This is a genomic window from Pseudomonas sp. FW305-20 (assembly GCF_058788075.1).
The window spans coordinates 1-17,114 of the sequence record NZ_JBYTAJ010000061.1 but is presented as its reverse complement, the minus strand read 5'-3'; the positions used below and the strand labels follow the sequence as shown (position 1 = coordinate 17,114).

Genomic DNA, 17,114 nt, shown 5'->3' with positions numbered 1-17,114 from the left:
GCCACCGCCACCGCCACCGCCGTAAAAGGCGCCCGTCACACCGCCGCCGCCACCGCCACCGGAAGCGCCGTTGGAGGTTACGCTGACGTTATTCAGGGTCAGAATCCCTGCGTTGAAAACACCCCCGGCCATCGCGCCCGCGGCACCGTAGCCACCGTTGCCGCCCGTGCCCGACACCAGGCCGCGGGTGATCACCAGGCCATCGAGCGTCACGATGCTGCCAGACGACACTTCAATCACTCGGGTCCGGTACTGACCATCGAGAATCACGTCAGCCGCGCCGTCGTTGTTCAAGTCGCCATCAACGGTAATGTTTTTGTTGATCAGCAGCTCGGACGTCAGCTGTACCGTCATGTTGCCGTTGAAGGTAACGATATCGCCGTTCTGCGCCGAGGCGATCGCCGCACGCAACGAACCGACACCGGTGTTGGCATTGTTGGTGGCCGTCCAGGTCGCCAGGCCCCATTGATAGTCGCTCATGGCCGTGGCCGAGAGGACGTTAGCGCTTTCGATGATGCCCGTGGCAATTTCCAGATCCCAGTCGCCAGCGAGCCCGGTGCGATCGCTGGAGGCCGCCACATCACGGCCGGTCAGTTGCGCCAGCGAGTCGACAAAACTCAAGCCGCGCTCACCTTCGGCGGTGTAGCAGCCGTAGATCAGGATGTCGCCGCCAACGTTCATGTCCTTGCCGATTTCCGTCAGTACCGCGCTGCGGGCCGCGACGTTGTCGGCAGACAAGTAGCTATTGCCCAGCCACAGATCGCCCGCGTTGCCATGGGCAATGATCTGTACCGAACTGATGCCCTGATGGCCGTCCAGATAATCGGCGATTTGCTGCAGGCCATCCTGGCTGGCATCCAGCTGAACCACCTGGGTACCGGGAGCGATACCCTGAAGAAGACTGCCAGCGTCCTTGACCCGCGAATCGACGAACACCACGGTCTGGCCCGGCACGGCAACGGCCACGGGTGCAGGTGTGGCATCGGTCTGGTCGTGGGTGTCCTGGCTGGCAGCCGGTTGATCGGTCGTTGGTGCCTTGGCGGCATCAGCCGTGCTTTGGCTGTCTGCCTGAGCGGTATCGGCCACCGTGGCCGCCACCGCGCCGTCGAACAGCATGCGCGGCTCCAGGGACATGATCATGGGTGAGGCCAGCGCCCGTGCGCCTTCGGTAACTCGCGACTTGCCGTTGCTCCACCACATGCTGCTCACCCGGACTCGAACTTTCTGAGGCATCAATGAAAACGCCGCGATCAACTGATCGCGGCGTCGGCCTTCATACGAATGACATTGGCGGCGCTGGCTGAGCCATCGAGCCAAAAAGACAACTCGGCGTACTGCTTGAACAAATCCGGCGGCAGGATCGTTCGCCTGGATTGCAATTGGACCTTGGCCTTCACCTTATGCAGCCCTGAGAGGCCGAGGGCCTGGTCGAACTCCGGTGCGTCGTAGGCTAAATGGTCGAAATCATGTTCGAACCAGGGCTCGCCGATAAAGTCGTAGACCAGCCGCATCACCCGTTCCGGTGCCTGGCTCAACAGGTCGTAATCGACAATCAGCAATGAGTCGGCCTGTTCGCCGTAATAGGCTTCCTTGAGCGCTGCCCAGGCAAACCCCACCAGGCGATTGCGCTGGGCCAGGGTTTCGCAACGGCTGTAGACCGTGTTGCGCTCGACCGCATCGCCGAACAGCTTGGTGTTTTCATAGGGGTTGGCGCGATACAAACGCTCGATGCTGTCCATGACCCAGGCGACATTGCGCACGCAGGCAATGACCTTGGCTTGCGGGAACAGATCGCGGATGGCCGGCAGGCGCGAGCTCCATAACCGATTGGTGTCGAACACCACCGGTTTGTCGGCCTTGTCGGCGTAGAAGGAGTCGAACAGACCGCGAAGCAAACGGCGGCGCAAATCGGTATCGATCACCGCACCGAACTCGCTGCCGGCGCTGCACTGTTCCAGAACCCCGGAAAACAGGGCGCCAACGGGGCTGGTCATGCCGGCATGAAAACGCGGGTTCTGCAAAAGGATCGCAGAAAGCAGGGTCGAGCCTGAGCGCGGCAAGCCGGAAATAAAATGGAACTGTGGCAATCCCTTCACCCTGGTCAGTCCTTTATGTATGAGGGAGCGTAGACCATGAACAGCCTTACGGGTAATGGTGTTTTGATATCAAATCGAAGCTAAATCGTCTGAAAAACGCGATTTTGGTTACAGGTTCAATGCAACACTGCCAGCCTGCGGGTAACACGGTTTCGTTGCGCTCCCTAAAAACCGCTTTCCCTTACGCCCAGCGCCGCCAACCGCCGCCAGGCGACACCCAGCAACGACTCGCCGCGCCCCTGCAACACCACAATGCCGCGCAAGGGTTGCATCGGGGTCGGTACGTTCTCGAGGACGCTCAACCGCGCCCCATATTGCGCCTGTACCGGCTCCGCTCTTTGATGCTGATCCCGGCGCACGGCAATCGGTCCATGGTGATCAGAGGTCAACGCTTCCTGATCGACAAATTCCGCGCCGTTGGTGTCGATTTCACTCAATTGCACGGCAATCGCCGGGTGCATCGGATCGTCGGCGATGAAGCGCCCGCTGGCGCCCGTGGCGACACGCCAGAGCTCGACTTCGGCCAGATACCCGCGTAACCGCGCGCCGTCTTCGACCACCCGCGCCAGCGGATCTTTGCTCGACAACCAGCGACCGACCGCCAACTGCGGCAACAGATCACGCACCTTGCCGGCATGGGGCGCCCGCAGCAGCAGGCGCTCACGCTGGGCGGCCAGGCCTCGGTATTCGGCGACCGCTTCGGCCAGGCGCTGTTCGACGATACCGGCGTCGGCGGCGGTTTCACTGCGGCTGGCCTGACGGCGCATCTGCAACTGCTGGATCTGGATTTCACGACGGACGATGGCCTGGCGCGAATCCAGATCCGGGGATTCCAGCTCAATCAACACCTGGCCTTGGACAACCGCTTCACCATCGTGAACATTTACCGTTTTGACCCGCGCCGCGACGGGCGCGTGCAAGGCACTGGCGCGGCCAGCCTCCAGCATCGTCGGCAACTCCACGGCGCTGCGCCACGGCACGACCAGCATCAGCAACAGCCCAAACAGGGCCAGGCCAGTGAGCAGCACCCGAGGCGCATACGCCTGTTCGCGACGAGCCCACCATTGCCGCCACTCACTCATGATCGGCAGGAAGATGAACCACACCAGTTCCACCAGCATCAGGAAAATCCCCAATACCTTGAAGAACAAGTGGTAGACCGCCAGCGCAATCCCGAAAAACAACGCCGCACGCCACAGCCACGCGCCGTAACCCCAGATCAGCAAACGCCGTTGCATCTTCGGCGACCAAGGCTCTGGTGCCGGCGCGCCGTAACCGAATAAAAACTCGCGCAAGCGCCAACGACAAAGGGCAAAGGCTCGCGCTTGAAGGTTGTCGACTTGCCAATAGTCACTGAGCAAAAAATAGCCATCAAAGCGCATGAACGGGTTGAGGTTGATCACCAGCGTGGTCATCCAGGTAGCGCTGGCGAGCATGAACGCCGCCGTGCGTCCGGGACCGTCTGGCAGCAGCGACCAGGCGAGCAGCGCAAGGCTCGCCAACAGCAATTCCGCCAGCACGCCACCGGCGCCAATCAGCAGCCGCGCACGACGATCATTGACCCGCCAGGCATCGCTGACATCGGTGTAAAACATCGGCAACAACACCATGAACGCCACGCCCATGCTCTGCACCCGACAACCGGCGCGCTTGGCCATGAAGGCGTGACCGAACTCGTGGCAGAGCTTGGCAAAGAACAACGCCACGCCGAACGCCAGCGCGCCGCCGAGGCTGAATAGATGCGGGAAGGTCGCGATAAAGCGCTGCCAGTCCCGGGACACCAGAAACACGCCGAGCCCCAGCGTCACTGGCAAGCCGTAGCGCAACGCGCGCGGACCGAAGCGCTGCAGCCATGGCCAGGCGCGATTGAGAAAAGCGTCCGGGCGCCACAGCGGAATACGGAAAAACAGGTATTGGTGCAGCAAGATCTGCCCCAGCGACTGGCGTTGAGCGGCCGCTTTGAGGCTGTAACTGGCGCGCTGTTGCGGATCCAGGGCGGTGATCAGGTCGTGGCTGCGCAAAAAGGCCAGCAATTGCTCTAGCTCCGCGCTATCCAGCGGCAAGCCTGGCTCACGGTTGGCGGCACGCAGTACTTGCTCGGGATCACCCAAGGACCAATGGCGCAGCAGGCGCATCGCCGCCACGCCGAGTTTGAAATAGCGACCGCGCACCGGATCGGCCAGGGTCCAGCGTGGCGAGCCATCGAGCGCTGGTGATGCAGGCGTCAGCTGCAAATCTGCGCGCAGGTTCGGCAGGCTCATCTAAAGCCCTACGCTCTGGCGCAAACCGGCCAGGGGTTTACGTAACAGGTACAGCGCCAGCGGCGCACGGTCACCGAAGACTTTCGCCGTGCCGCGCAGCCCGATACGCGGTGGCGTCTGCTGGAAACTGGCGTCGAGACGATAAGCCAGCTGCCCGCCGGCCGTGGGTTGTGCTTCGTAAGCTGCGCGTTCAAGTCGGGCCAAATGCCGTTGCAATGGGTCACTGTCGAGAAACAGCGCAACTTGCGCGCCTGGCTCCAGCGAAATCGCATCGCCCACCGCCAGTTCGATGCGCAACTCAGCCTGGGTCGGGTCGGCGATTTCCATCAGCCGCTCGCCGGTCTGCACCGGTTTACCGGTCCAGCGTTCCGCATCGGCGAACACCGCAATACCGGCCCGTTCGGCGCGCACTTCGCTGCGTTTGAGCAGTTCACGGGCGTAATCCCGTTCAGCACGTTTTTGCTCGACGCGTGCGGCCAGCAGATCGATTTTCGAGCTCGATTCAGCATCGGCGAACGAGCGTTGGGAATTGGCCTTCAACTCAGCTTCAGCAACGCCCAAGGCGCGCGCGGCCACATCGGCCTGGGCCCTGAGCGTGGTGCTTTCAAAGCGCAACAACAGGTCGCCGGCTTTCACCGTCTGATTGGGTTTGACCAGGAATTCGGCGATCACCCCGTCCAGCGGCGCCGCAACGACTCGGCCACCCAGCGGAACAACCTCGGCCGGCGCCAGCACCGATTGCCGCACCGGAATCAGCAGCCCGAGCAACACCACCGCGACCAGCGCTACCTGACGTTTTCGCGTCCAGCGCAGTCGCCACGGTTTGCGCGGTTGCAATGCCAGCCAGGCATGGCTGTAGGTGTCACCCAATTGCGACAGCAACACTTGCTCGGAAGGATTCCACGGCAGATCCCGCGCCAACCACAAACCGCCAAACACCTCACCTTGGTGATCGATCAGTGGCAGCCAGAACACCTGTGCCGCCGAAAGACTTTGCCAATCCGCCTGAATAGATTCGCCAAGAACATTCGGCGGAATCACCCGCGCCTGTTTCAGCATCTCGCGCTTGAACAACTGCGCCACGGCCTGCTCGACAAACGCCACGAACGGTGCATTCGGCTCCACCGCACTGACGCCCGTCACAGCCTGCACCTTGCCGGCAATCACCAGCGCCGCGTGGCGAAAGCCGAACAGCGCCTGACCGTCATTGACCAGGCTGTAGGCCAATTGCGCAGGCGTGCGAGCGGCGCGAGTCAGGCGTTCAAGATCCAGAAACCTTGCGAATACTTGCTCTGCGCCGCCCGCAACGGGCGCGTTCATTTAAGCTCCGCGAAACGTGCGGTGCCACTCATGCCGGCCAGCAAACCGTTGGCGCTGGGAAGCGTCGCCACCAACAGCAAAGTCTGACTGCCTTCGTCAATCCGCGCGCCGAGGCGTTTAACCGTGGCATTCAGTGGCTGACCGGTTTCATCGGGAACAAAGCTGAAGGTCTGGCCAGGCTTGAGCCGGGACATCCAGCGCGACGGCACCAGCAGATGAATTTCCAGGGTACGGTTGTCGACCACGTCCAGTAACGGCGTGCCGGCAGCGACGCTTTCATAACGCTTGACCTTGCGCTCGACAACCTGGCCATCGAACGGCGCCAGCACGCTGCAGCGTTTGACCTGAACCTGATAAACCTGGGATTGCGCCTGAGTCTCACTGACCTTGGCCGCGGCCCGCGCCACTTCAAAACGCCCGACCGAATTCAACGCCGCCAACTGCTTGTTGTGGGACAGCTCTTCACCGGCGCCACGGCTGGCAGCCTGGGCCGCATTGAGCTGGGCCTGATAAGCCGAGCAATCAAAACGCGCCAGGGTGTCGCCCTTCTTGAACGACTCGCCCTCACTGAACGGCAACTCGACAATACGCCCGGACAACTCACTGGCGAGCACCGCCTGATCCCGGGCACGCAGCACACCACGGGCTTCGCTGCTGGCATTTGCACTGGCGCTGCTGTCCAGCAGCGGATCATCTGGCGCAGGCGTTTGCGCCTGGACTGCGCACGTTACCAAGGTCAATCCAATAACCCACACACGAACACGCCGCATAACCGTAACTCCCTGACGGATGAGCGGAGTCTATGACAGCGTGGGTGGGCGTCAAGCGGATGGGCGTCATTGGATAGAAATGTAATGTTTCAAAAAGGACAAAATTTTCAGAGTGCTGAAATTAATCTTTCCGCCATGAGGGCTGGGTACCAAATCCCACACGAAATTGGGAACCATCGCTCAGTCAAAATTGAAGAGAGTGATAGACGTTTTGCGCTGTTGCTAGCCCTGCATCACGTCTTACCTTCTGTCGTAACAATCATTAACAGATGAGGCAATTCACGCCTTGACCCTCGCCCCGGCAACTGCACAAAACTGGCTCGCCGGAGCTGGAAAAGATCCAGTTGAGCGGAGCCTTGATGACTCGATGGTTGACGTGCGTAATGCACTCAATTTAGGATCAGCGCACTACTCAACCCCGTACGCAGAGATTCAGTTCTCTGGCAGTTGGGGTGAAAAAACCGGCTTCGGCCGGTTTTTTCGTTTCTGAGGATTGGATTTGTGCGCACTGCATTCTTTGTTGATGGTTACAACGTGTTCTACGGGTTGCTGGCAGACACACCTTACAAATGGCTAAATCTGCCGCAGTTACTGGCGCATATCGCCCATATTGAAAATCCTCAGAGCTCGCTAGCCTCAATTGACTACTTCACATCCTCGGTTAAACCAGAGCTGGCTACTCGCGGCATCGTTTCCAAAGAGGCACAAGACACTTACGTCCGTGCCCTGAGGGCTCACAATGTTGCCGTTCATTATGGTCGCCACCAACTTGAACCTGCGCGCGCACCCCGATTTATCAACAAGAAGATCGGCGCCTCACGCCAAGATACAACTGCCATATGGAAGCTCGAGGAAAAGGAAACCGACGTCCATATTGCAATAAGCATGTATCGCGCAGCAGCCAGACAAGCCAAGGTCAATGGTGCTGAAGGCATCCAACAACTGGTTTTAGTTTCCGGGGATACAGACATGGCCCCCGCGCTGAGAGCTATCCGAGAAGACTTTCCCCAAATGACAGTGGGTGTCGTTCTTCCTTACAGAACAGGGTTCAAACGAACCCCACCAGGCTCGCTAAAAGAACATTCCCACTGGATGCGCAGAGTCATCTCGGCAGAAGAGCTGCGGTCACACCAGTTTCCAGACAAGGTACCTACCCGTAAGACTCCGGCGATCAAACCGGATTATTGGTAACAATATCCGCCAACGGATACACCGACTCCCATCCCCCACCCAACGCCTTGTACAACCCGACCATCGCCAGCGAGACCCCGGTCGAACTCTCCACAAACTGTTCCTGAGTCGCCAACAGCGCGCCTTGCACCGTCAGCACGTTAACGAAATCCACCACCCCTTCCACATATTGCTGTTGCGCGGTGCGCAGGGCGATCTGGTTCTGGCGCACGGCTTCGGCAAGGCTGTCGCGGCGCAGTTGGCTGGCGTTGTAGGCGGTCAGTTGATCGTCGATTTCATGCCAGGCGCGCAGCACGGTTTGCTGGTAGGCGATGGCGGCTTCCTGTTGTTGGGCTTCGCGCAAGTGCAGCACGCCGCGCAGGCGACCGCCGTCAAACAACGGCAAGCTGAATTGCGGGCCGATACCGAAAGAGCGCGAGCCCCAGGAGCCGAAATCGCTGAGTTGCATAGCTTGCGAACCGAGGTTGCCCGACAGGGTGATCCGCGGATAGAAATCACCCTTGGCCACACCGATGTTCGCGGTCGCTGCATGCAGGCGGGCTTCGGCCTGGCGGATGTCCGGGCGGCGCTCGGCCAGTTGCGACGGCAGACCGATAGCGACCTGACGCGGGGTTTGCGGCACCGGGGCGTCTGTGGATAACTCGGCAGACAGCGCTTGCGGCGGCTCGCCCATCAACAGGCTCAAGGCGTTGATCAGTTGCGACTGGCGCTGTTCCAGCGCGGGCAGGCGCGATTCGATGGCCGCTACCTGGGCGGCGGCTTCGGCGACATCCAGGTCGGTGGCGACACCATCGGCCAGGCGTAGCTGCGAGAGTTTCAGGCTGTGGCGGGCGACGTCGAGGTTCTCCTCAGTGACGGCGCGGGTACTTTGCACACCACGCAGCTGAATGTAGTCCTGGACGGTTTCTGCGAGCACCGACAACAGCACGCCGCGCCGGTCGTTTTCTGCGACTTCCAGGGTCGCGTCAGCCGCTTCGGTTTCGCGGCGCACACGACCCCAGAAATCCAGTTCCCAGGACGCGGAGAAACCTCCATCCCACAAGTTATACGCCGAGTCGCCGTTGTGTCCCGACGGATCGCTCAAGCCTTCGCCGCTGTTGCGTTTACGCCCGTAGCTGCCAGTGGCGGCGGTGTTCGGGTAACGGTTGGCGGTAATCACCTGACGCACAGCGCGGCTTTGCTGCAAGCGGCTGCTGGCGAGTTTCAGGTCGAGGTTGTCGGTCAGGGCACGTTGGGTCAGGGCCGAGAGTTTTGGATCGTGGAAGACGTCCCACCAGCGTTCGTCCATGGTGTCGGCGATGGCTTGGCTGGGGGCGGACTTTGACGGTTTCGACCACTCGGTGATTTGCTGGGGTTGAGGCTTTTGAAAGTCCGGGCCGACGGTGCAGGCGTTCAGTGAAAACAGACTCAACACAATAGCTACTGAAGGAAAGCGGCTCTTGTGGCGAGGGGGCTTGCCCCCGTTCGAGTGCGAAGCGCTCGCAGCTTTTGGGGCCGCTTCGCGGCCCAACGGGGGCAAGCCCCCTCGCCACAGGGATGGATGTCTACCGAAAATAATCACCGTTGAACAACCTCACGCTTATCGGCACTGGCAGTATCAATCCTCGCCTCCACCGACATCCCGACCCGCAACCGCTCCGCCAATGGCTGACCCGGATCAAGGACGATTTTCACCGGAATCCGCTGCACCACCTTGGTGAAATTGCCGGTGGCGTTGTCCGGCTTGACCGAGGCGAACGTCACACCCGTGGCCGGTGCGATGCTCTCGACGCGACCGCTCAGGGCCTGGCCGCCGAGGCTGTCGACACGCACTTGCACGTCCTGCCCCGGCTGCACGTCGGTCAGTTGGGTCTCCTGAAAATTGGCGACCACATAGGCCTGCGCAAGCGGCACCACCGCGAGGATTTTGCTCCCCGGCGTGACATAGGCGCCGACCCGAACGGCGCGCTCGCCGACCATACCGTCCTGAGGTGCAACGATGCGTGTGTAGGACAGCTCGTAGCTGGCCATTTCCAGCGCCGCTTGCGCCCGTTTCAGCCCACCTTCCGCCGCGTCACGCTGGGCGGTGAGGATCTCCACCTGTTTGCGTTCCGCCGCCAGCACCGCCGTCACGTTAGCCAGCCGCGCGGTGGCCTGATCGATGCGGGTCCGCGCTTGTTGGGCGTTCTGCACCGTACCGGCGCCCACCCCGGCGAGATGGTTGTAGCGGTTCAATTCATGCTCGGCGAAGGCCATTTCTGCCTTGGCCGACACAACGGAGGCCTGGGCCTGGGCGATCACCGAAGCCTGGCGTTCAAGGGTCGCACGGGCATTTTGCAGTTGCGCCCTGGCCACCAGGGTTTCGGCGTCTGCCGCTTGAGCGGCGGCACGCAAATCCCGGTCATCAATCAACGCCAGCAGCTGCCCGGCCTTGACCTGCTGGTTGTCCTCCACCAGCACTTCCTTGATGAACCCGGCCACGCGCGGCACCACCAGCGTGAAGTCCGCCGAGACAAAGGCGTCATTGGTGTTCTGTTGCGTGCGCTTGCCGAACAGGCCGGGCGCCAGCCAATACACCAGCACCCCGAGCACCATTACCGCGGCGATGCCAACGGCCACTTTTTGCTTTGATTGAGTCGTCATGAAAACCTTCTGTTTCAGTGAAGCATTCAAGTCGGCGCGCGCGGCGGATAGATCCGCGTCGGCAGCCAGAAAATCAGCAGGATCAGCGCCAGTGCGACGCCGGCCATGCACAGATAAAGATCCGAGGCCGTCAGCACCACGGCCTGCTCATGCAGCCGATGGGCAAGGCCCTCGCTGTCGCTGTCGACCAGGGGTGAGTTGCCGAGGCTGTCCACCAGCATCATCGAGTGCCAATGCAGCCTTGAGGTGGTCAATGCCTCCAGCACGCCGGTGGCGATCACCGCCGCCAGGCCTTTTACGGTGTTGAACCAGGCCGAAGCGAACGGGCCTTCCATCGGGCTGATGCTGCCGGTGGAGAGCATCAACAGCGGCAGCACCGCCATCGGCTGACCGAAGATTTGCAGCAGTTGCAGCGCATAGAAGTCGTCGCGTATCCACACCGACGTCAACTGCGACCCACCGATGCAGGACAGCGCCAGCATGCTCAGGCCGATCCCCAGCACCCAGCGGCAATCGACCCAGCGCAGGTTGCACAGTGCCGCCACCAACGGCAGCGCGATCAACTGCGGCAGCGCTGCCAGCAACATGATGGGTGCGGTCTGAACCGGGCGATAACCCTGTACTTGCGCCAGGTAACTGGACGGAATGATGATCACCGCCAGCAGCACCACCAACACCCCGGCCAAGGTCAGCAAGGCGAACGACAGGTTGCGGATGCCGAGCATCTGCAGCTTGAAAAACGGCATTGGTTGCGACCATTCGTTGATCAGGAACAGCACTAACAGCAGCAACCCACCGCCGAGCAATCCGCAGATCAGGCTCGACTCGAACCAGTCCAGCCGATTGCCTTGCAAAATACCGATCACCAGCATGCAGATCGCCGGAAAACCCAGCAGCACGCCGCGCCAGTTGAATTGTTTGAAGCGCTCCAGGCGCAACGGGTCCTGGGGCAAGCCATACGCCACCGCGACCATGGCGATCAGGCACGGTGCGATGATTTGCCAGAAGGTCCATTGCCATCCGACGTGTTCGGTCCACAACCCGGCCAGCGGAGTGCCAAGCCCCGGGCCGAACGTCGCGGTCAGGGCGTAACCGGCCAGGCCGTAGAGCTTCACGTTGGCCGGCAAGAAGCGCAGGGCGACGGTCATCAGCATCGGCGGCAATGCACCGCCTGCCAGGCCTTGCAAGGTGCGCATGACCAGCAGGCTTTCATAGTTCGGAGCGAACGGGCACAACACGCCCAACAGGGTGAATGCGCTGATGGCGCAGAGGGTGAACCGCCGCAGCGAAAACGTCACCGAGCACCAAGGTGCGAAGGCCATGGCGGCCACCGAGGTCGCGGTGTAACTGGCGACCAGCCAGGTGCCTTCGTCGTAGCCGATGGCCAATGCGCCGCGGATGTCGGCGAGGGCAACCTTGGTCACCATCTCGTTCAGGCCCGACACCAGCACCGCCAACAACACGCCCACCAGGCCGATGATGATCCGCGGACCAAAAACCGGTGGCGTGACGGCAGCCGGGCTGGCCGCGGCGAGAGGTGCCGTGACCGTGAGGGAAGTCATGACTGCAAGCTCCGGGGTTTGAATACCGAAGCATTTTAAGAAGCGCGAGACCTTACGAAAATTGACTTATTGGCAGTTTATAAGTGCGCCCCATGCAGCAATACAAATCCCCTGTGGGAGCGAGCCTGCTCGCGACAGGGCCATAACATTCAACATTTATGCTGACTGATCCAACGCTATCGCGAGCAGGCTCACTCCCACAGGGGGACAGCGTTCAATTTCAAATGGGTTGTGCCGCCAGCCACGTTTCGTCGCAACAGGCTTTCAGGGTTTCGCGCAGCCAGCGATGGGCCGGATCCTTGTCGAAACGCGGGTGCCAGGCTTGGGTCAGCATTAGGGTGGGCAAGGGAATCGGCAGGGTAAACGAGCGCAGCTTCAGGCCCAGGCGCTGGACGCTCAGCAATGCCTCCTTGGGCACCGGCAGAATCAAATCGGAATCAGGCAAGGCAAACATCGCCGCATGGAAACTCGGCGCAATCACCGCCACCCGCCGTTCCAGCCCCAAGGCATTGAGCGCGGTATCGATCGGGCCTCGGGCGATGCCGCGACGGGACATGCTGATATGGGAAAACCCGGCGTAACGCTCGGCGGTGATCTCCTCATCGAACAGCGGGTGGTCTTCGCGAACCAGGCCGACGAAATGAGTAGAGAACAGGTTCTGAATCTTCACTTCCGGAGTCAGCGGTCGGGTATTGCTGATGCTCAGGTCGATCCGCCCTTCGCGCAACGCTTCGTCATCGCCATCGCCTTCCGGCACAAAACGCAGCTCGCAGTGCGGCGCCTGGCGATCCAGGGTGTCGAAGAGTTTTCCACCGTAAACGCCGACGAAAAAGTCGTTGGCGCGAATGTTGAACCGACGGCGCAACGTGCCCAGCTCCACCGCATCGGCCGAGCGAAACAACAGCGCGGCCTGCTCCACCACGTCACGCACCTGCTCGCGCAACGCCAGCGCCTTGGGCGTTGGCACCAGGCCACGCCCGGCGCGCACCAGGATCGGATCGCCGATGGCCTCGCGAATCCGCGTCAGCGTCCGGCTCATCGCCGCCGGGCTGAGGTTCATCCGCCGCGCGGCGCCTACCACACTGCCCTCGTCGAGCAAGGCGTCGAGGGCGACCAACAAATTCATGTCCGGGAGTTGCATGCTGAGCACTCATGGCTGATCTGGATTGATCCAGACGCAATGCTAGCAAACATCCCCCGGCTGATGTGTTAGCTGGCCTGGCCCCATCGCGAGCAGGCTCACTCCCACAGGGTTATGTGTCGAATACAGGGTCTGCATCCACTGAAGATCACTGTGGGAGTGAGCCTGCTCGCGATGGCGTCAGACCTGTCACCACAAATCTTACCGCTGCATCCCCCACCGCTTCACCGTCACCCGTTCCAGAGTGCTGAACACCAGATTTTCCACCAACAAGCCGATCAGGATCACCACCGCCAACCCGGCAAACACCTTGTCGGTGTACAGCTCATTACGGTTCTGGAAGATGTACCAGCCCAAGCCGCCCTTGCCGCTGGTGGCGCCGAACACCAATTCAGCGGCGATCAGCGTACGCCAGGCGAAGGCCCAGCCGATCTTCAGCCCGGCGAGAATCGATGGCAACGCTGCCGGGATCAGGATGAACAGCACGAAACGCATGCCTTTGAGGCCGTAATTGCGTCCGGCCATGCGCAGGGTTTCCGAGACACCGAGGAACCCGGCATAAGTGTTCAACGCCAGCGCCCAGAGCACCGAATGCACCAACACGAAAATCAGACTGTTCTGCCCCAGGCCGAACCACAGCAACGCCAGCGGCAACAGAGCAATCGCCGGCAGCGGGTTGAACATCGAGGTCAACGTACTCAACAGGTCGCGGCCGAACTGCGTCGACACCGCCAGGGTAGTCAGGGCAAATGCCAGGACAATGCCGATCAGGTAACCCTTGAGCAACACCACCAGCGAAATCCACACCTTGCCCAGCAACTCGCCGCTGAGCAAACCGTCGTACAGCGCGCTCGCGGTTTGCAGAAAACTTGGCAGCAGCAGGTCGTTGTCCTGAACGCGGGCAACCACCTCCCACAGGACCGCGAGCAAAATCAGGATCAGGCTTTTGCGTAACCAGCCTTGTTGCCACAGGCGCTGACCATGCGGTAATTCACGCTCCAGCGGCACGCTCGTCAGCGGCTGCAACACCGTTTCAAATTCTTCACGCGGGGATGATAAAAGGCTCATCGGGCACTCCTCTCAATGGCTCAATAAGCGATGCGGATGTCGGAGAAATCCAGCTCACGCTCGGTTTGCGGGGACTGACCTTCATCGAACAACAACCGATGAATACGTCGCGCCGACTCCTGAAAGGCCACGCCGCCAAGGCTGTGCAAGTCGTATTGATGGCTGTGGACTTCCGCCCGCACCCGCCCCGGATGCGGCGACAGCAGCAGGATTCGATTGCCCACCACCAACGCTTCTTCGATGGAGTGCGTGACGAACAGCAGCGTGAAGCGCACTTCTTCCCAGAGCAGCAGCAATTCTTCCTGCATCTTGCGGCGGGTCAGTGCATCGAGGGCGGCAAAGGGTTCGTCCATCAAGAGGATTTTCGGCTGCATGGCCAGTGCACGAGCAATCGCCACCCGCGCTTTCATGCCGCCGGACAAGGTATGCGGATAGGCATCGGCAAACGCCGCCAGACCGACCTTGTCCAGATAGTGCAGCGCCCGCTCCTCGGCCTCTTTGCGCTTGAGGGTTTTCGAGGCAAGCAGCGGAAACATCACGTTCTGTTTGACGGTTTTCCACGGCGGCAGTTGATCGAACTCCTGGAACACCACGATCCGGTCCGGCCCCGGGGCATGAACGGTTTGCCCCTGAAGACGAATCTCGCCTTCACACGGCTGGATGAACCCGGCGACTGCCTTGAGCAACGTTGATTTGCCGCAACCGGACGGACCGAGCAGCACAAAGCGGTCCGCCGGATCGATTTCAAAGCTGACCTGATGGGTCGCACGAACCACCCGCTGAGGCGTGCGGTATTCGAGGCTGACGTTGTCGACCGACAGCAGCGCTTGGGCTGGCGCGATCGGTTTGCTGACCGTGTGGCCTTGCAAAGGGGCGTTCATCTCGGTCAGCTCCCTTGCAGCGGTTTGGCGTCCTGGAAGAAGTAGTCCTTCCACGAATCCGGTTTGTTTTTGATCGCGCCAACGCGATAAAGGAATTCGGCCAGCGGGTAAGTATTTTTCGGCGTGACGCTGAATTCGAACTGCGGGTTATCGATGATTTTCAGCAGCGCAGCGCGGTCGATTTTCGCCTTGGTGACGCGGATGTACGTGTCCGCCGCCGCGCCTTTATCGTTCTGGGCGAACTCGGCCGCCTCGGTCAGTGCCTGGACGAACGCCTTATAGGTTTTCGGGTTCTCGTCGCGGAATTTCTCGGTAGCGAACAACACCGTCGGCGAGTTCGGACCGAGCACGTCATTGGAATTGAGCACAACGTGGACGTTAGGGTTGGCCAGTTCCTGATCCTGGAACGGCGGGTTGGAAAAGTGCCCGGTCAACTCGGTGCCGCCGGCAATCAGCGCCGCCGTGGCGTCGGGGTGCGGAACGGCGATGGTGTACTTGTCGAGGCGGTTGAATTCCTTGTCGCCCCACTGTTTGGCAGCCGCGTATTGCAGGATGCGCGACTGCACCGACACGCCGACCGCCGGCACCGCGATGCGGTCCTTCTCGGTGAAGTCGGCGATGGTTTTGACCTTGGGGTTGTTGCTCACCAGGTAGTACGGGAAGTTGCCGAGGGAGGCGACGGCTTTGACGTTTTGCTTGCCGTGGGTGCGGTCCCAGATGGTCAGCAGCGGACCGACGCCCGCACCGGCGATATCAATGGAACCGGAGAGCAACGCATCGTTGACCGCCGCACCGCCGGAGAGTTGGGTCCAGTCGACCTTGATGTCGATGCCTTCCTGCTTCCCGTACTTCTCGATCAGGTTCTGGTCGCGCACCACATTGAGCAACAGATAAACAATGCCGAACTGCTCGGCGATGCGGATTTCACCTTCAGCATGGGCCACGGTCGGCGCCACCAGGCTGCCGGTGATCAGGCTGAAACCCAGGCCGATGGCCGCAGCCAACGGTGCAAATGGAAGACGTTTGGACATGAGAGTTTCTCCGACAAATCAGAAAGGCGCGTCGCCCTGGATGGTGGTGCGATACAACTTGCGGCGCAGGTAGCTTGGGCATCCGGCGGCGAGATGAATCAGCGAACGGTTGTCCCAGAACACCAGGTCGTGGGCCTGCCATTGATGGCGGTAGATGTTTTGCGGCAGCACGCTGTGGGCGTAGAGCTCGTCGAGCAATTGCTTGCTCTCGTCTTCCGGCAAACCAACGATGCGCGTGGTGAAACCCTCGCTGACGAACAACGCCTTGCGACCGTTTTCCGGGTGAGTGCGAACAATCGGGTGGACCACTTCAGCCACCTGAGCCAGTTGCTCGGGCGTCAGCGTCGGGCGCCAGTTGCCTTCGAATTTTGTCTCGCTGTAGCGCGCGGTGTAGGAGTGCGCGGCCGAGCGACCTTCGACGGCTTTGCGCAGCGCTTCGGGCAGGTTGTCCCAGGCTTTGTGCATGTCGGCGAACAGCGTGTCGCCGCCCTCGGACGGCAGCTCCTGGGCGTGCAGCATCGAACCCAGGCTTGGCAGTTCTTTATAGGACAGGTCGGAATGCCAGAACTTGCCGGCGTCACCGAGGCCGATGGATTGGCCGTTCTCGATGATGTTGGAAACGATGAGGATTTCCGGGTGCCCGGCCAGCAGGAATTGCTTGAGCACGTGGATCTGCAACACACCGAAACGGCGGCTGAAGGCAATGTGTTGCTCGGAGTTAATGCGCTGGTCGCGGAACACCACGACGTGATGATCCAGGTGCGCGCGGTGGATGCGGGCGAAGTCCTGATCATTGATCGGCCGGGACAGGTCGAGGCCGATGATTTCGGCACCGACGGCGCCACTGAACGGGCGGATGTCGAAGGTTTGCGGCGCGATGTTCGCGGCGCTTGGGAAAGCCGTTGCTGCAGACATAAATCACTCCCACGCACGGCACGCTCAAGGGCGCGCGCGTCGATCAAGAAACTCACGGAGGTCCCGTGTTGGTTCGTGTCGTGCGGCGCGCCGATTGGTCGGCAGGTACGCAGGAGAATGACTTTATAGATATAAGAACTGAAATTTAAATACCGTTAGCGAATAACGATATGTTTTTTGGATGTGTTGTTCTTGAGGCCCTCATCGCGAGCAGGCTCGCTCCCACAGGGGTTATGTGATCGACACAGAACCAATG

14 protein-coding genes are annotated in these 17,114 nt (G+C 60.9%); 1 reads left to right on the top strand and 13 read right to left on the bottom strand.

Annotation, left to right across the window (positions count from 1 at the left end; all coding sequences use genetic code 11):
• From AC3WP4_RS28100 to AC3WP4_RS28080, 5 genes are all read right to left on the bottom strand, one after another.
• A partial coding sequence (locus AC3WP4_RS28100; RefSeq protein ID WP_146012184.1) for a DUF4347 domain-containing protein occupies positions 1 to 1,200 on the bottom strand: 1,200 nt, incomplete at its 3' end.
• A 50-nt stretch (positions 1,201 to 1,250) separates the two neighbouring features.
• Complete coding sequence (locus tag AC3WP4_RS28095) at positions 1,251 to 2,096, bottom strand: sulfotransferase family protein (protein ID WP_074872441.1); 846 nt, start codon at positions 2,094 to 2,096, stop codon at positions 1,251 to 1,253.
• A gap of 164 nt (positions 2,097 to 2,260) precedes the next feature.
• Entirely contained in the window at positions 2,261 to 4,357 is a 2,097-nt protein-coding gene (locus AC3WP4_RS28090; protein WP_102616655.1) for an efflux RND transporter periplasmic adaptor subunit, read from the bottom strand.
• The gene (locus tag AC3WP4_RS28085; RefSeq protein WP_102616654.1) at positions 4,358 to 5,677 is read right to left on the bottom strand and encodes an efflux RND transporter periplasmic adaptor subunit; all 1,320 of its coding nucleotides are present in this window, start codon (positions 5,675 to 5,677) and stop codon (positions 4,358 to 4,360) included.
• Positions 5,674 to 6,447 carry an efflux RND transporter periplasmic adaptor subunit gene (locus AC3WP4_RS28080; protein ID WP_102616653.1) on the bottom strand — a complete coding sequence of 258 codons (774 nt, stop codon included), beginning with the start codon at positions 6,445 to 6,447 and terminating at the stop codon, positions 5,674 to 5,676. The genes AC3WP4_RS28085 and AC3WP4_RS28080 overlap by 4 nt, the downstream gene beginning before the upstream one ends.
• 501 nt (positions 6,448 to 6,948) lie before the next feature.
• Here AC3WP4_RS28080 and AC3WP4_RS28075 point away from each other — a divergent pair.
• A complete protein-coding gene (locus tag AC3WP4_RS28075; RefSeq protein ID WP_074872434.1) occupies positions 6,949 to 7,638 on the top strand; it encodes an NYN domain-containing protein in 690 nt (229 codons plus the stop codon).
• Here the strand turns inward: AC3WP4_RS28075 and AC3WP4_RS28070 are convergent.
• The 8 genes from AC3WP4_RS28070 to AC3WP4_RS28035 all read right to left on the bottom strand — a co-directional run bounded on the left by AC3WP4_RS28070 (position 7,619) and on the right by AC3WP4_RS28035 (position 16,858).
• Positions 7,619 to 9,052, bottom strand: coding sequence for an efflux transporter outer membrane subunit (locus AC3WP4_RS28070; RefSeq protein WP_102616652.1), 1,434 nt, complete (start codon positions 9,050 to 9,052; stop codon positions 7,619 to 7,621). The two genes, AC3WP4_RS28075 and AC3WP4_RS28070, sit on opposite strands and share 20 nt — an antisense overlap.
• A gap of 143 nt (positions 9,053 to 9,195) precedes the next feature.
• Positions 9,196 to 10,260, bottom strand: coding sequence for an HlyD family secretion protein (locus AC3WP4_RS28065; protein WP_102616651.1), 1,065 nt, complete (start codon positions 10,258 to 10,260; stop codon positions 9,196 to 9,198).
• Between the two features lie 26 nt (positions 10,261 to 10,286).
• Positions 10,287 to 11,822 (bottom strand): MFS transporter, encoded by a 1,536-nt coding sequence (locus AC3WP4_RS28060; protein ID WP_102616650.1) that lies wholly within the window; start codon positions 11,820 to 11,822, stop codon positions 10,287 to 10,289.
• Between the two features lie 220 nt (positions 11,823 to 12,042).
• Positions 12,043 to 12,963: a LysR family transcriptional regulator gene (locus tag AC3WP4_RS28055; RefSeq protein WP_102616649.1), complete on the bottom strand. Its 921-nt coding sequence runs from the start codon at positions 12,961 to 12,963 to the stop codon at positions 12,043 to 12,045.
• Positions 12,964 to 13,164: 201 nt separating this feature from the next.
• Positions 13,165 to 14,031: an ABC transporter permease gene (locus tag AC3WP4_RS28050; RefSeq protein WP_102616648.1), complete on the bottom strand. Its 867-nt coding sequence runs from the start codon at positions 14,029 to 14,031 to the stop codon at positions 13,165 to 13,167.
• A 20-nt stretch (positions 14,032 to 14,051) separates the two neighbouring features.
• On the bottom strand, positions 14,052 to 14,912 hold the full coding sequence (locus AC3WP4_RS28045; protein WP_102616647.1) for an ABC transporter ATP-binding protein: 861 nt from the start codon (positions 14,910 to 14,912) through the stop codon (positions 14,052 to 14,054).
• Positions 14,913 to 14,917: 5 nt separating this feature from the next.
• Positions 14,918 to 15,943, bottom strand: a complete 1,026-nt coding sequence (locus tag AC3WP4_RS28040) for an ABC transporter substrate-binding protein (RefSeq protein ID WP_074872425.1) — start codon at positions 15,941 to 15,943, stop codon at positions 14,918 to 14,920.
• A gap of 18 nt (positions 15,944 to 15,961) precedes the next feature.
• The gene (locus tag AC3WP4_RS28035) at positions 15,962 to 16,858 is read right to left on the bottom strand and encodes a TauD/TfdA dioxygenase family protein (RefSeq protein WP_102616646.1); all 897 of its coding nucleotides are present in this window, start codon (positions 16,856 to 16,858) and stop codon (positions 15,962 to 15,964) included.
• Positions 16,859 to 17,114: the final 256 nt, after the last annotated feature.

Coding starts and splice junctions, on each gene's coding strand:
- AC3WP4_RS28090 (WP_102616655.1), bottom strand. CDS start 4,357: ATGAGCCTGCCGAACCTGCGCGCAGATTTGCAGCTGACGCCTGCATCA.
- AC3WP4_RS28085 (WP_102616654.1), bottom strand. CDS start 5,677: ATGAACGCGCCCGTTGCGGGCGGCGCAGAGCAAGTATTCGCAAGGTTT.
- AC3WP4_RS28080 (WP_102616653.1), bottom strand. CDS start 6,447: ATGCGGCGTGTTCGTGTGTGGGTTATTGGATTGACCTTGGTAACGTGC.
- AC3WP4_RS28065 (WP_102616651.1), bottom strand. CDS start 10,260: ATGACGACTCAATCAAAGCAAAAAGTGGCCGTTGGCATCGCCGCGGTA.
- AC3WP4_RS28060 (WP_102616650.1), bottom strand. CDS start 11,822: ATGACTTCCCTCACGGTCACGGCACCTCTCGCCGCGGCCAGCCCGGCT.
- AC3WP4_RS28055 (WP_102616649.1), bottom strand. CDS start 12,963: ATGCAACTCCCGGACATGAATTTGTTGGTCGCCCTCGACGCCTTGCTC.
- AC3WP4_RS28050 (WP_102616648.1), bottom strand. CDS start 14,031: ATGAGCCTTTTATCATCCCCGCGTGAAGAATTTGAAACGGTGTTGCAG.
- AC3WP4_RS28045 (WP_102616647.1), bottom strand. CDS start 14,912: ATGAACGCCCCTTTGCAAGGCCACACGGTCAGCAAACCGATCGCGCCA.
- AC3WP4_RS28040 (WP_074872425.1), bottom strand. CDS start 15,943: ATGTCCAAACGTCTTCCATTTGCACCGTTGGCTGCGGCCATCGGCCTG.
- AC3WP4_RS28035 (WP_102616646.1), bottom strand. CDS start 16,858: ATGTCTGCAGCAACGGCTTTCCCAAGCGCCGCGAACATCGCGCCGCAA.